At 41.7% G+C, this 15,052-nt stretch carries 15 protein-coding genes and 1 pseudogene; 1 reads left to right on the top strand and 15 read right to left on the bottom strand.

Annotated features, from left to right (window positions below; all coding sequences use genetic code 11):
• Positions 1-49 precede the first annotated feature (49 nt).
• The 9 genes from ISX45_RS09600 to ISX45_RS09640 form a co-directional block, all read right to left on the bottom strand.
• Positions 50-1,351, bottom strand: a complete 1,302-nt coding sequence (locus ISX45_RS09600) for a pyrimidine-nucleoside phosphorylase (protein WP_194518846.1) — start codon at positions 1,349-1,351, stop codon at positions 50-52.
• Between the two features lie 17 nt (positions 1,352-1,368).
• Positions 1,369-2,193 carry a purine-nucleoside phosphorylase gene (locus ISX45_RS09605; protein ID WP_194518847.1) on the bottom strand — a complete coding sequence of 275 codons (825 nt, stop codon included), beginning with the start codon at positions 2,191-2,193 and terminating at the stop codon, positions 1,369-1,371.
• A complete protein-coding gene (gene deoB / locus ISX45_RS09610) occupies positions 2,190-3,386 on the bottom strand; it encodes a phosphopentomutase (protein WP_194518848.1) in 1,197 nt (398 codons plus the stop codon). Before deoB ends, ISX45_RS09605 begins: the two co-directional genes overlap by 4 nt.
• A 210-nt stretch (positions 3,387-3,596) precedes the next feature.
• The gene (xerD, locus tag ISX45_RS09615) at positions 3,597-4,493 is read right to left on the bottom strand and encodes a site-specific tyrosine recombinase XerD (protein ID WP_181554282.1); all 897 of its coding nucleotides are present in this window, start codon (positions 4,491-4,493) and stop codon (positions 3,597-3,599) included.
• Between the two features lie 6 nt (positions 4,494-4,499).
• Entirely contained in the window at positions 4,500-4,712 is a 213-nt protein-coding gene (locus ISX45_RS09620; protein WP_181554842.1) for a YqzK family protein, read from the bottom strand.
• A gap of 105 nt (positions 4,713-4,817) precedes the next feature.
• Positions 4,818-5,276, bottom strand: a complete 459-nt coding sequence (gene fur / locus ISX45_RS09625; protein WP_181554283.1) for a ferric iron uptake transcriptional regulator — start codon at positions 5,274-5,276, stop codon at positions 4,818-4,820.
• 114 nt (positions 5,277-5,390) lie between these two features.
• Entirely contained in the window at positions 5,391-6,038 is a 648-nt protein-coding gene (spoIIM, locus tag ISX45_RS09630; protein ID WP_181554284.1) for a stage II sporulation protein M, read from the bottom strand.
• Positions 6,039-6,174: 136 nt separating this feature from the next.
• Positions 6,175-7,338: an endonuclease Q family protein gene (locus ISX45_RS09635; protein WP_194518849.1), complete on the bottom strand. Its 1,164-nt coding sequence runs from the start codon at positions 7,336-7,338 to the stop codon at positions 6,175-6,177.
• On the bottom strand, positions 7,331-7,891 hold the full coding sequence (locus ISX45_RS09640) for an NUDIX domain-containing protein (RefSeq protein WP_194518850.1): 561 nt from the start codon (positions 7,889-7,891) through the stop codon (positions 7,331-7,333). Before ISX45_RS09640 ends, ISX45_RS09635 begins: the two co-directional genes overlap by 8 nt.
• Positions 7,892-8,200: 309 nt before the next feature.
• Between ISX45_RS09640 and ISX45_RS09645 the strand changes: the two genes are divergently transcribed.
• A complete protein-coding gene (locus tag ISX45_RS09645; RefSeq protein ID WP_181554287.1) occupies positions 8,201-9,121 on the top strand; it encodes an aldo/keto reductase in 921 nt (306 codons plus the stop codon).
• Positions 9,122-9,160: 39 nt separating this feature from the next.
• Here ISX45_RS09645 and ISX45_RS09650 read toward each other — a convergent pair whose 3' ends face one another.
• The 6 genes and pseudogenes from ISX45_RS09650 to ISX45_RS09675 form a co-directional block, all read right to left on the bottom strand.
• Positions 9,161-9,376 carry a YqkE family protein gene (locus ISX45_RS09650; RefSeq protein WP_228485722.1) on the bottom strand — a complete coding sequence of 72 codons (216 nt, stop codon included), beginning with the start codon at positions 9,374-9,376 and terminating at the stop codon, positions 9,161-9,163.
• Between the two features lie 524 nt (positions 9,377-9,900).
• Complete coding sequence (locus ISX45_RS09655; protein ID WP_194518851.1) at positions 9,901-10,293, bottom strand: cytidine deaminase; 393 nt, start codon at positions 10,291-10,293, stop codon at positions 9,901-9,903.
• A gap of 76 nt (positions 10,294-10,369) precedes the next feature.
• Positions 10,370-11,020, bottom strand: coding sequence for a deoxyribose-phosphate aldolase (gene deoC / locus ISX45_RS09660; protein ID WP_181554844.1), 651 nt, complete (start codon positions 11,018-11,020; stop codon positions 10,370-10,372).
• Positions 11,021-11,062: 42 nt separating this feature from the next.
• Positions 11,063-12,368 (bottom strand): annotated as a pseudogene (locus ISX45_RS09665) (pyrimidine-nucleoside phosphorylase).
• 89 nt (positions 12,369-12,457) lie between these two features.
• On the bottom strand, positions 12,458-13,639 hold the full coding sequence (locus tag ISX45_RS09670) for a NupC/NupG family nucleoside CNT transporter (RefSeq protein ID WP_181554290.1): 1,182 nt from the start codon (positions 13,637-13,639) through the stop codon (positions 12,458-12,460).
• A 406-nt stretch (positions 13,640-14,045) separates the two neighbouring features.
• Positions 14,046-14,999, bottom strand: a complete 954-nt coding sequence (locus ISX45_RS09675; RefSeq protein ID WP_181554291.1) for a DNA-binding transcriptional repressor DeoR — start codon at positions 14,997-14,999, stop codon at positions 14,046-14,048.
• Between the last annotated feature and the right edge of the window lie 53 nt (positions 15,000-15,052).

Here is a 15,052-nt window from a genome sequence, read left to right on the forward strand (position 1 = left end):
TTCATTGGATTTTGACCATAAAAAAAAGAGGCTGCTATCAGCCTCTTTGTTACGAAATTTTATCATAAATTAGCGTTGGTCGTGTGACTCGGTTCGGTGAGATGCGGATGCTGTTGATTAGCTTTTGTTTGACTTCATCGACATGTTCAGTATTGCTGTAAATGGTCACGAGCGACTCTCCTTTTTTCACTTCATCACCGACTTTTTTCCGCAATACTAAACCAACTGCTAAATCGATCGTCGATTCTTTTGTTGCCCGTCCCGCTCCAAGAAGCATTGCCGCCGTTCCGACTTCATCGGCAACGATTTCCTCTACATAACCATCTTCTCTTGCTTCTAACTCAAACTGATACTTCGCTTGCGGCAATTTCGAAGGATCGTCCACAACCGACGCATCGCCTCCCTGAGCGCGTAAAAATGTTTTGAACGTTTCAAGTGCATCGCCGTCTCTGATTGCTTTTTCTAACATGGCGCGCGCTTCTTCTAATGAAGACGCTTTTTCCGCTAAATACACCATATGGCTACCTAATGTTAAGCATAATTCTTCTAAATCATCTGGACCTTGTCCTTTTAACGTATCGATCGCTTCTTTCACTTCTAACGAATTGCCGATGGCGTATCCAAGCGGTTGACTCATATCGGAAATAATCGCCATCGTTTTCCGCCCGACACGTTTCCCGATTTCCACCATCGCTTTCGCTAATTGTCTCGCTCCGTCTAACTCTTTCATAAATGCCCCGGCACCTGTTTTGACATCGAGAACAATCGCATCAGCGCCTGCGGCAATTTTTTTGCTCATGATCGAGGAAGCGATAAGCGGAATGCTGTTGACCGTTGCAGTTACATCACGAAGAGCATACAGCTTTTTATCAGCCGGTGTTAAGTTCCCCGTTTGCCCGATCACAGCAATTTTGTTTTTATTCACTAACTGAATAAATTCATCGTTATCGATTTCCACATGAAATCCCGGCACCGACTCTAATTTATCAATCGTACCTCCTGTATGACCAAGCCCGCGCCCCGACATTTTTGCGACCGGCACACCAACGGAAGCAACAAGTGGACCGAGTACGAGCGTTGTCGTATCCCCGACACCGCCTGTGGAATGTTTATCAACTTTAATGCCGTTAATTTTCGATAAGTCAATCACATCTCCGGAATGAACCATCGCCATCGTCAGCGCAGTTGTTTCTTCTTCGGTCATCCCTTGGAAAAAAACAGCCATCGCAAACGCGCTCATTTGATAATCAGGAATATCGCCATTTGTATACCCATTAATAATAAATTGAATTTCTTCGTTTGTAAGTGCGTAACCATCGCGTTTTTTCGCAATCAAATCAACCATTCTCATATGCTATCACCTTTTTTCTATTTTTTCGCCATTTCCGCCACGATTGCTTTTATAAGACGCAAAAAGTCCGCTTTTACTTTTTCCGTCGTTTCGATGACCTCATCATGGGTAAGCGGTTGATCTAAAATCCCTGCCGCCATATTGGAAATGCAGGAAATCCCCAATACTTCCATCTGTGCATGCCGCGCCACAATTACTTCTGGCACGGTCGACATTCCAACAGCGTCACCGCCGATCGTGCGAATCATGCGGATTTCCGCCGGTGTTTCATATGACGGACCGGTATTGGCGACATAAACGCCTTCTTGCACTCGAATGTTTAAACGATCAGCTACGTCTTTCGCAAGCTGCCGTAACCGCTTGCTGTAGGCCTCGGTCATATCAGGAAAACGTACTCCTAAATCAGGATCATTTGGACCGATGAGCGGATTGCTACCCATGTTATTAATATGATCGGTAATAATCATTAAATCTCCCGGTTGAAAGCGTTCATTCACTCCCCCAGCCGCATTGGTCACGATGAGTTGTTCGACCCCTAGCGCTTTCATAACGCGCACCGGAAACGTTACTTTATCAAAGCTATACCCTTCATAGTAATGGAAGCGACCTTGCATCGCCACGACAGTCGCTCCTTGAAGCTGACCGTAGACAAGCTGACCGGCATGCCCCTCCACTGTCGAAACCGGAAATTCCGGAATTTGTTCATATGGGATTTTGATCGCTTGTTCAATTTCCTCCGCCAACACCCCCAGTCCAGATCCAAGAATCAAGCCAATCTGAGGAGGTGTCGGAAACTTTTCTTGTAAATACGTCGCTGCTTTGTCAATCGCTTGCTTATTCATTGATACTCCTCCCTATTCAAATCCGCTAAAAAACTTGTGCCATGTGGCGGCATCGTCACGCGGAAATTATCGGCAATCGTCGCACCGATATCAGCGAACGTTTTTCTAATCGGTAACTCATTTCCCCCGTTCATGCTTGGACTATACACAAGAAGCGGCACATATTCGCGCGTATGGTCCGTTCCATGATGCACTGGGTCATTCCCATGGTCAGCAGTAATGATCAGCAAATCATCGTCTTTTAACAATTCAAACACTTCAGGAAGGCGAGCATCAAATTCCTCCAACGCATCGCCGTATCCTTTTGGATCACGGCGGTGGCCGTAAAGTGCGTCAAAATCAACAAGATTTACAAAGCTAAGACCAGTAAAATCCATACGCAATGTATCGACAAGTTTATCCATGCCATCCATATTCGACTTTGTCCGCAACGATGTCGTTACGCCTTCATTATCGTAAATATCGGAAATTTTCCCGATCGCAATCACTTCATAGCCGGCATCTTTTAACTCGTTCATCACGGTGCGACCGAACGGTTTTAACGCATAGTCATGACGGTTTGCCGTACGTTGAAACTGACCAGGCTTTCCAATGAACGGGCGAGCAATGACGCGACCGACCATATATTTTTCGTCTAATGTCAGCTCGCGAGCGATTTTACAAATGCTGTATAACTCGTCAAGCGGAACAACATCCTCATGAGCGGCAATTTGTAATACGGAGTCCGCCGATGTATAGACAATAAGGGCCCCCGTTTCCATATGCTCTTTTCCAAGCTCCTCGATAATCGCTGTACCGCTCGCTGGTTTGTTCCCAATCACTTTTCTGCCTGTTCTTTTTTCGAGTTCATCGATAAGTTCTTTCGGAAAACCGTTCGGAAACACTTGGAATGGCGTATCGATTCTGAGCCCCATAATCTCCCAATGTCCGGTCATCGTATCTTTTCCAGCAGAAGCTTCCTGCATTTTCGTATAATAGGCAAGCGGTTGTTTCGCTTTTGGAATCCCCTTAATTTCGCGAATGTTGCTTAAACCAAGCTTCGCCATATTCGGCATGTTCAAGCCACCGCGATATTCAGCAATATGTCCGAGCGTATCTGCCCCTTTATCGTTATACTTTTCGGCATCTGGCGCTTCACCAATTCCGACCGAATCCATCACAATTAAAAACACACGTTTATATGTATGATTCACGTAAATTCCTCCTGCCATTTTAAAAGTCATGTCTCCTACTATCATTCCCGAACTTTCATGGAAACACGCAAATGATTCATTGGTCAGAAGTCTGACAACCTCATTATAAAACGGTTTCATAGTAAGAAGCAACAAAGAACTTACTTTGTCAAAAAAAGCCCGCTCCTTTCTTGAACAGCGGACTTTTCCCTCAAAAACGATGAAACAGAATTACGCGCGTGGATGGTACATCTTATACACATCTTTTAAGCGCGTTTTTGTGACATGTGTATAAATTTGCGTCGTGGAAATATCGGCATGTCCCAATAGTTCCTGCACAGCGCGTAAATCGGCGCCGTTTTCTAGCAAATGGGTTGCGAACGAATGACGTAACGTATGCGGTGTTAGCTCTTTCTCAATGTTGGCTTCCTTCGCTAACTTTTTTAAAATTTTCCAAAAACCTTGCCGTGTTAAGCGTTCACCATGATGGTTTAAAAACAAGGCATCGGTCGCTCGCTTTTTCGGATCGATGAGTTTCGGGCGCGCCGTTTCGATATACGTCTTTAATGCGTCTAGCGCCATGCTACCGATCGGGACAATTCGCTCCTTATTTCCTTTTCCGTAACAGCGGACAAATCCCATCGTCAAATGTACATCAGCTACATTGAGATGAACGAGCTCGCTGACGCGCATGCCCGTTGCGTACAACAGCTCAAGCATCGCCTTATCGCGAATGCCAAACGGCGTATTCGTTTTCGGCGTCTCCAACAGCGCCTCGACTTCTTCCATTGATAGAACTTTGGGCAACGTCCGCTCCATTTGCGGTGATTCAATATGAACGGAAGGATCTTGTTCCGTCACTTTTTCACGAAGAAGAAATTGATGAAACGAGCGAATCGATGCAATATGCCTTGCGATCGTTTTCGCGGAACTTCCTTTTTCTTTTAAAAACTTTAAAAATTGCATAATGTGAAGGCGTGACACTTCGTTCCACGAGCAAACTTGTTCAACATGGATTAAGTAATGGGCATACTTTTTCAAATCGCGCTCATACGAAACAATCGTATTTTTCGCCAAATTCCGTTCCACTGTTAAATAATGAAGAAAATCTTTCATCTCATGTTCCAACGCTCTCTACTCCCCATCGCGATAAAAAAATAGTAACCTATCAAGCCATTCATTTTGCGGCTCTTCTACCGTAGATACTTTTATCGCTGATCCTTGTGGCTCATCGTAACGATGATAGTTCTCGTACTCTTTATTGATCCATATAATACTATAATAAAATAAAATCGTACAGCCCGTAAATAAAAGAAACACTTTAATCGCTTGCCATAATGTTTTCACCATCGGCTCTCCTCCGTCCGTTAACGATACGTACTTAGTATGAGGATATGCCATAATTTTTTCATTTTATACATAAAAAAACCTTTCCCGTTGGAAAAGGTTTTTTTATTTCTCTTGTTGATCCTTTTTTTCTTGACAACGGTAACAAATTCCATGAAATGTTAGCCGATGATCTTTAATTTTAAACTTCCAATCCCGCTCGACAATCGCTTCTACTTCCTCTAACAAATCTTCTTGAATTTCCGCTACCGATCCACATTCAATACAAACTAAATGATGATGGAAATGGGCTGCTCCTTCTTGTCGAAGGTCATATCGCGATACACCATCCCCAAAATTAATTTTATCGACGATTTTTAACTCCGTTAATAACTCAAGTGTCCGATAGACCGTCGCTAACCCGATTTCCGGAGACTTTTCTTTAACGAGGAGGTAGACATCTTCCGCACTTAAATGATCTTCCTCATGTTCTAAAAGGACTCGCACCGTCGCCTCGCGTTGCGGTGTCAATTTATAGCCAGCGGTATGCAATAGTTTTTTGATTCTTTCTACTCGATCTTCCATGTTTATTCCCTCCCCTCGTCATTCAACTACCATTATAACAAAAGACAGAGGGAAGTATCAAAGTAAAATCATTATTAGAAAATAAATAAAATGGTTACTAAATGATAATAATTATCAGTGATTAACCATTTGAATGACTTGTTTCATAAATACTGGAGATACATACGCTTCTAAGGACGCGGAGGCGAGTAAAGAAACGCTGATTATCACCATCACCAAAGCATAGCGCATAATCATTGGAAAAATTGGTTCATGCGTTCGCTTCATAAATTGGTTACGCACCATTTTTAACGAAAATGTAACGGAAGCCACTCCCATGATAATAAAAGCAGGGATAATAATGAAGTTTTGGGGCATGACCGAAACAAACGATAATACAAATCCTTGCCATCCCATTTGATTAACAAGAAATCCGACCGTAAACCCGATAACAATCCCCTTTAAAAACAATAAGATTAAAATAATCGGTAGTCCAATAATCGAAATGCCTAACACCCACATTAGTCCTACGTATTTCAAGTTATGAAAATAACTTTGTTGAAACATATCATAGGCACTGGCGAGATTTCCTTTTGATACTTGTCCAAAAAATTGCATCAAGTAGTAGTATAGGTCTTGTTTTTGACTAAAATTTAAACTATTGACAACAACCGCTCCAAAAATGACACCCATTAAAAATAAAACAATGATAAATAAATAAATCGAAGCATGTTCACGCATATGCGACGCAAGCGCTGATTTCAATAATGGCTGTCTTCTCATCTTTTCCGTCCTCCTATCATGCTCTTAGTAGATTGTATGAAAGAATATTGCATCTATGACACATTTACGAGAAAAGAGAGAAAAAAGCCGTTTGAATGAGTGATGATAGTGGTGACATAAACAAAAAAATCGCTCCTTATTCAGAAGCGATTTTTCCATATTTTCCGCCGCCGCCCGCATGAATCAAGAGCTCGCCGCGCCGCGCAAGAACAATGAGTTTCGCAATCTTTTCTCCGACGACTTCTGTTAGCTCCTCCTCTGATGCCTTGTGCAATACATACATTTCCATGCCGAAGTGGGCGAGCAATTTTTTATACGTTTTCGTCCCAAGTCCCGGAATAAACTCAAGCGGTACTTGATAAATATAAGGAGGCCTGCGCGGGGCTCTATCGCTCGTTTTGAGCTCTTGCAGGCGGTCAAACACCCCCTTAATTTGTTTGTGATGTCCGCATGCCGGACAGCGCTCATCATTTGGCTGAACTGGATAAAAACAATTTTCACACGTGGTTCGATGATATTTTCCAAGTCGCGGGTTCAATCCGTAATTTGCGATGATCGCGCGTCCATTCTCGTGTTGTAGTGCTTTTTTTAGCTCCATAAACGTCGGAGCATCCATGCGCATCATTTGATATTCCCGCGCCATTTTGCGAAGCGAATGAGCATCTGAATTAGATAAATACGGATAGCGATGCAATTCGGCAATTTGGTCAGCCATCGCGGTATCAGCACTTAATCCTAATTCAATCGCATCGATGAAGTCGGGGTCAAACACTTCGGTTAGGCTTTTCTTCACACCTTTTCCATATAGGCTTTTAAACGGCGTAAAGGCGTGGGCCGGCACAAATAACCCACCCAATTGCTTCACTATCGCTTGCAGCTCGCGTCCTGTCCCGTACATTCGTTGCGAACTGAGCGAAATATTTTTGACACGCTTATGCAGCCATGCGGAAAAAGCGCGCATCGCCTCTATGGTAGGCAAAAACGCAAGCGCGTGAATCGGTCCTTGACAATGCTCATCATATACTTCGATTTCGCTTCCCAATATGAGCGTCACATTGTCAGCGAAAACGCCTCCCTCCCGATGCTCTGTCCATCCTTGGGCCGCCATTACATGCTCCAACTCATCCAGAACTTCCGGCACATGACAGTCGATAACGCCGATGACATCCAATCCTTTTACTTCGGAAGCTTCCCGTAAAATATTTGCAAGTGTCAATGTTTTCGCTCCCGTAATTTTTACTGGTCTGCCTGAAGCGGTGCGACCAATATGAATATGTAAATCAACATAATAGTTATTCATGCTTTGCTCCTAACGCTCGTTGCAGTTGTAAATATTGCAGTGCATAGGCGGTTTTTGCGTCATAAATCTCCTGTCTCTCTAGCAATGCCAATGCCTCCTCTAACGTCACTTCTAATACATCAACAAATTCGTCTTCATCCAGCGATGCCGCGTTCTCGACTTTCGTTAACTGTTCCGCTACATACAAATGGATCAATTCATCAGCAAAACCTGGTGAGGTATAAAACGAAACAACATGACGCATTGCGCCGCATCGATATCCTGTTTCTTCCTCTAGTTCTCGATGTGCGGTCGCCAGCGGTTCTTCCCCTTTTTCTAATTTTCCCGCTGGAATTTCAACTAATACGCGCTCCATCGCTTTTCGATATTGGCGCACAAGCACGACTTTTCCTTCATTCGTTACAGGAATGACCGCCACCGCCCCCGGATGCTTCACAACTTCCCGCTTGCTCGTTTTTCCGTTCGGCAACTGCACATCCTCGACATACACTTCAATGATTTTGCCGCTAAAAATCTTTTCTTTCGCTAACGTTTTTTCGATTAAATGTTCCATTCATCTCTCTCCCATCTACATTAATTCCTCTTTATTGTACTACATTGTTTGAGACAATTTTACATTTCGTTGTAAAATTAAGAAAAGCAAAAGCGCCCTAATTCCGCCTAAAAACTGCCCATGTCTTGTGAGCAACCAGCGAAATGCCGCCATCCTGGCTCCCTCCATGGGCAAATGCTTCTTCCCCCGCAGATTTGAAGAAGGAAAGTTATTTGGCACAAGAGATCTAGGCGCTTGCTCTGGTAGTTATCCTTTAAAATTTATCCTTTCTTAGTTTTTAAAAACATTTTTTTCAAGGAGGAAAAAATAATGAAGAAACGGCGCATCGGTTCGTCCGATTTATATGTCAGCGAAATCGGGCTCGGCTGCATGTCACTCGGAACAGAAGAAAACAAAGCGATTCGCATCATTCATGAAGCACTAGAACGCGGCATTAACTATCTAGACACCGCTGACCTTTACGACCGCGGCTTGAACGAGGAATTTGTCGGCAAGGCAATCAAAGGAAAGCGCGACCAAGTCATCGTTGCTACAAAGGTTGGAAATCGTTGGGAAGAAGGAAAAGATGGATGGTTTTGGGACCCGTCGAAAGCGTACATTAAAAAGGAAGTCAAAGAAAGCTTACGCCGCCTGCAAACCGATTACATTGATTTATACCAGCTGCACGGCGGAACGATCGATGATCCGATTGATGAAACGATTGAAGCATTTGAGGAGTTAAAACAAGAAGGAGTCATTCGCTATTACGGTATTTCTTCCATTCGCCCCAATGTTATTCGCGAATATGTAAAACGTTCCAATATCGTCAGCGTCATGATGCAATATAGCCTTTTAGACCGCCGTCCGGAAGAGTTGTTTCCGCTTTTGCGCGAACATCAAATTAGCGTGATCGCCCGCGGTCCTGTCGCTAAAGGATTACTTACCGAACGACCGTTAGAAGCCGCAAGCAATCCAATCAAAGAAAACGGCTATCTTGACTATACATATGAGGAGTTAAAGACGCTTCTTCCAACATTAAAAGAACGAGCTGCCAAAAACCGCTCGTTTACAGCGACAGCACTGCAATTTTGCTTATACGACCCGGTTGTCGCTGCAGTGATTCCGGGCGCAAGCAGCGTAGAGCAATTAGCTGAAAATGTTGAGGCCGCTTCTTCTCCAAGCTTAACAGCCGAAGAATACGAATGGTTAAAACAACATACGAAATCTTCTATTTATGAACTGCATCGATAAAAACAGATCAAGCCGCTGTTTATTCAGCGGCTATCTCGATTATTTAAACTTCCGCCAATCTAAGTTGCTTTCATTGAATAGCTCTTCAAACGTTTTTTGTTCCTCGCGCCGCCGCTTCTCTTCGCGTTTACGCGCTTCTTCCTCTTCTTTTTTCCGCTGTTGTTCTGCTTCTAACTCTTTCTTTTTCGCCTTGAGCTGTGCAAACAAATCAGCGTTTAAGTGATCCATTAATGTCATTTTATCGTTATTTTGCATTTCGGGTTGTTGTTTACGTTTTTGCAACGATATTCCCTCCATGAATAAAAACATGATTTTTTCTTCATGATAATAGCAAAAATCCAAATATGTAAAGGAGATTAAGCATTATGGCGAAAAATCGCGGACAAAAAGGCAAACCGAATGCCGATACAGTCAATCCGGTCATCGCAAAAGAAGAATTGGAAAAAGCGGCCCATCCTACGAAAAGACAAAACTCTCCTCAATAAGGTGAAATGCCCCATAAAATGAAACTAGGAAAAACACCTCCAGAATCGAACGTATAGCTAAATCAATGTTTGGAGGTGTTTTTCTTATGGGAACATCGAAGCATTTCATGATTCGATTCACAAGAAAAGTAAAATCTCATTAACTCTATTGTAAAACAAACGGTACAAGGTGATTTTCATGATGATCATCCAATACGAATTCAGCAAAAATGAAACTGCCCGTCTCCTGTAAAACTCAGGAAACAGGCAGCTTAGGGGTTTGATTGCAAAAAAGTAGGTCAGTCCAGTTTTTTCTTATATGTCTTTGGATGAAAAGGCAAATGGAAGTAATTCCTTAACGGTTGTTTCTTGAATGTTCCCCTTCAGATTAGCTAAAATGATGGGCATATCAGGGTCACAAAATTCCGCGATCACCTGCCGGCAGGCTCCGCATGGAGATACCGGACCATCGGTATCAGCAACGATAGCCATCATGGCGAATTCTTTTTGTCCTTCTGATACGGCCTTAAAAATGGCAGTGCGTTCAGCGCAGTTGGTTAGTCCATAAGAAGCATTTTCTATGTTGCACCCTTTATAAATTTTTCCTTCTTTTGTTAAAATAGCTGCTCCTACCTGAAAGCGGGAATAAGGAACATAAGCTTTTTCTCTTCCGGAAAGTGCTTCATTGATTAATTGATTTTTATCCATTTCGTTCCGACCCTTCTGTTTGAAGTTGTCATTTCAATCATGATTCTGCTTCCATTTGCTCACTCAATGAATAATTTTAATAGCTGGATGTGCTTGTTTCCCCATTTATAATTTGAACACCTGCGCTTGCCCCGATACGGTTGGCCCCTGCTTTCTCCATTGCCAACAAATCATCTGCGGTTCTAATTCCGCCAGAAGCTTTAACGCCAAAGTTTGGTCCAACTGTCTTTCTCATTAATGCAACGTCTTCGACAGTAGCCCCTCCTGTTGAAAAACCTGTCGAAGTTTTGACAAAATCTGCACCAGCTTTCACTGCTAACTGACAAGCACGAACTTTTTCTTCATCAGTAAGAAGGCATGCTTCAATAATGACTTTGACCAAAGCCTTTCCTTTAGCAGCTTCTACTACGGCACGAATATCCTTTTCGACTAATTCATCATTCCCGCTTTTTAGGGCTCCGATATTAATAACCATATCAACTTCGCTCGCGCCATTTTCAATCGCATTTTTTGTTTCAAAGGCTTTTACTTCCGGTGTCGTTGCCCCAAGAGGGAAACCAATGACCGTACACACTTTCACATCCGTATCTTTTAATATCTCATAAGCGGTTTTAACCCATGTTGGATTAACGCAAACAGAAGCAAAATGATAGGCCTTGGCTTCTTCGGCAAGCTTTACAATTTGTTCTTTTGTAGCTTCCGGTTTTAAAAGAGTGTGATCAATCATTCTCGCTTTTTCTCTTAACAATTTATGTCAACTCCTTGTCTTTTATTCGGTTATTTCGTCATATATAAGCGTAGCAGGTTTTACAAATTCTTTTGATATCGTATAAGCGTGATAAATCCGGTTCACGATTTCATCGACTGATTCAGTATTGCTGTGAATAGTTACAAGTGATTCGCCTTTTTCCACTTTATCACCGATTTTTTTCCGCAGCACGAGACCGACACTTAAATCAATCGTTGATTCTTTTGTGGCTCTTCCTGCTCCTAAAAGCATAGCGGCTGTTCCAATACTTTCTGCAACAATTTTTGAAACATAACCGTCTTCTTTTGCCGGTACTTCGAACGTGAATTTTGCAGACGGCAATTTGGATGGATCATCAATAACGGATGGGTCGCCCCCTTGAGCTGCTACAAAAGTTTTAAATTTTTCGAGCGCTTTTCCGCTTCGAATGGATTCTTCTAGCATTTGTCTTGCTTCATCAATCGTTTTTGCTTTATTAGCCAATACAACCATTTGACTGCCCAATGTTAAACATAGATCGTACAGGTCTTCAGGTCCTTGCCCTTTTAATGTGTCGATCGCTTCTTTTACTTCTAGAGCGTTGCCGACCGCATATCCGAGAGGCTGGTCCATATTGGATATAACAGCCATTGTCTTTCTATTCACATTATTTCCGATTTCCACCATTGTTTTCGCCAATTTTCGTGCGGAATCTAGATCTTTCATAAATGCTCCGCTTCCTACCTTAACATCCAGCACAATCGCATCAGCGCCTGCAGCAATTTTTTTTGCTCATGATCGAACTTGCGATAAGAGGAATGGAATTGACGGTAGCGGTAACATCCCGTAATCCGTATAGTTTTTTATCCGCAGGAGTCAAATTGCCTGTCTGTCCAATTACTGCAACTTTATTTTTATTGACTAAATCAAAAAATTCTTGCTCGCTGATTTCAATATGAAAACCAGGAATAGATTCAAGTTTATCTAATGTTCCTCCCGTATGGCCAAGACCGCGTCCGGACATTTTGGCAACGGGAACCCCCAATGATGCCACTAACGGTGCCAACACTAAAGTAGTGGTGTCCCCTACTCCTCCAGTGCTGTGTTTATCCACTTTTATTCCCTCTATGGCCGACAAGTCGACCTGATCTCCGGATTCGACCATTGCCATCGTTAAGTTCGCGATTTCATCAGGTGTCATTCCATTGAAAAATACGGCCATCGCGAAGGCGGACATTTGATAATCAGGGATGGTACCATCAGTGTAACCTTTTATCATAAAATCTATTTCTTCTTTTGTTAGTTCTTTCCCATCGCGTTTTTTTTCAATTAAATCGACCATTCGCATAAAGAGGTGCCTCCCATTAGATGAATGTGTAAATATAAAACTTCCATGCCGAACGAACTCGAATATGGCAGGATACAAACAAAACGGTTTTATAAAAATAATCCCATAATCGTTGCCGATAACATCGAAGCGAGTGTTGAACCATATAAAAGTTTCATACCGAATTTGGCTACGACATCTCCCTGTTTTGTATCAAGAGCTTTGACGGAGCCTGTGATAATCCCGATGGAGCTAAAATTAGCAAAACTCACAAGAAATACAGATACAATTCCAACAGTTTTCTCGGATAATGTTCCAGCGATATCTTTAAAATTCAACATCGCAACAAATTCATTGGTCACTAATTTTGTCGCCATAATGCTGCCTGCTTTGACTGCTTCGTCCCAAGGAATCCCCATTAAAAAGGCAATTGGTGCAAAGATGTATCCTAATATCGTCTGGAACGAAATATGGAAAATGATCGTGAATAAATAATCAATAAGGTTAATTAAAGCGATAAATCCTATTAACATCGCCGCTACAATCACAGCGACTTTCAATCCATCCATTACGCTTTCGCCGATCATTTGGAAAAAGCTCATTTTATGATCTTCTTCTACGATTAATAGATCTTCTTCATCCGTGACTTCGTAAGGATTCACAATATTAGCAACGATTAAAGCAGAAAGGATATTCAGCATGATGGCAATGACAACATATTTTGGCTCAAGCATCGTCATATACGAACCAACGATGGCAATGCTGACCGCACTCATGGCAGAAGTACATAAAGTATAAAGACGCTTTTTCGAGACTAGCCCGATTTGTTTTTTGGTTGTCAAAAAAACCTCCGACTGTCCTAATACGGCGGATGAAAGAGCAATATAGTTTTCCAATTTCCCCATTCCGTTCAATTTGCTTAATGCCATACCGACGTATTTAATAATAAGAGGCAATATTTTTAAGTAATTCAATATTCCAATAAGGATCGAGATAAAAATAATAGGCAATAAAACATTAAGGAAAAACGTGGACGATCCTTTATTTTCCAAACCACCAAAAACAAAGTTCACGCCGTCTATGCCTAACTCGATGAGTTTATTAAACATTTTTGAAATAAAACTAATGATTAAAATACCTGCTTTCGTATTCAGCAATATAAACGTAAGAATGATTTGAACGGCGAGCATAGATAAAATTGCCCGATAACGAATATTCTTTTTGTCATTACTTACAAGATAAGACAAAATAAATACAAGAAGCAAACCAGTGGCAAAAAACAAAAATCTCATGATGTCATTTCCCTCCAAACGAAACGGTGACAACGCTTTCAAACAGATCACTGGATCAGTAAACCTTTTGCATGTCGCTGCCAGCCTTTTTTGATTTATTCGCGATCGCGTTCACCATAACTATAGCAGGTGTTTGAACAAATGTGAATATATTTTTGAAAAAAGGTAAAACTATTTCATTAATTTTTCTAATTCCGTCAAAAAATAAACTATTTTTCTTGATTAATTTATCAAAATTTCATTCAAATTTTGATAAGGCAGGCCAATCGAAAACGGACACTAAGAAAGAAATTGGAACTTCGACCGATCTGGTGATGTTCGAAACGGTATTTTCAGAACTAACGCTTAGCATACCCATTAAAAAATGAACCACCCGCACAAACTAAGTACGGGTGATTTTGTCCAATTATACAAGTTGATGTTTTTCATCTAGCAATGCTCTGGCTGTGTATTGATCCGTAATCAGAATATTGGCGTATTTTCCTTTTAATGCTCCTTTAATCGCTTTAATTTTGTTTTTTCCTCCAGCAACAAGAATGGAATGCTCTTTCTTTTGCAATTCACTTAAATCAATTCCGATTGTTCGATTATTTAAACTTTCACTCACAATTTTTCCATCTTTATCAAAAAATCGGGAACAAATATCTCCTATCGCTTCCCTCGACAGCATTTCCAATTCTTCATCACTAAAATATCCTAATTGAAACAGCAAAGAGTTAAAGTCCACACTTCCAACTGTAAAAAGGGCGATATTAGATCTTTTCCCTAATTCCAACAACTTTTGGATGTGCCGATCTGCTTCGATCGCTTTTTTGACCGCCACATGATCGACAATGGCCGGCAGAGGTAGTTGATGTGGAATGGTATCAAACGCTTTCCCAAATAAATAAACAATTTCCGAAACATATGTATTGATCTTGGAGTGACTTACTCCTCCTTTTAATTGGACCACTTTGACATCTTTGACCGGTTTATGTTTTAATTCCAGCGCAACATTGTAAAGGGTTCTCCCCCACGTCACGCCGATGATGTCACCGTCGCTTACGATTTCATGTAAAAAATCGGCCGTTCGTTTTCCTATCGCTGTTTTAACGGCCGCGTCTTCATTTTGTGATGCAGCAGCGACAAAAGCCTTTTTTAGCTGATATTTTTCTTTCAATTGTTCTGCCAATTCCTCCATCGTTTCCGATGGATCTATAATTTCAATTTTGACAATCCCCATCTTTTTTGCCTGCTGAAGCAACCGGGACACTGTGGGACGAGAAATCCCCAACTTTTTAGCAATGTCCTGCTGATTGTAATCAAGCTGGTAATATAACTTGGCCGCCTCAATGATTTGTGATAATTTATTGTTTTCCATAGTTTCACCCTGTTATATTTGTTCAATCTCATTATGATATTTCAAAATTTCAT

The sequence above is a fragment of the Thermaerobacillus caldiproteolyticus genome, assembly GCF_015326725.1.
GTDB classification, from domain to species: Bacteria; Bacillota; Bacilli; order Bacillales; family Anoxybacillaceae; genus Thermaerobacillus; species Thermaerobacillus caldiproteolyticus.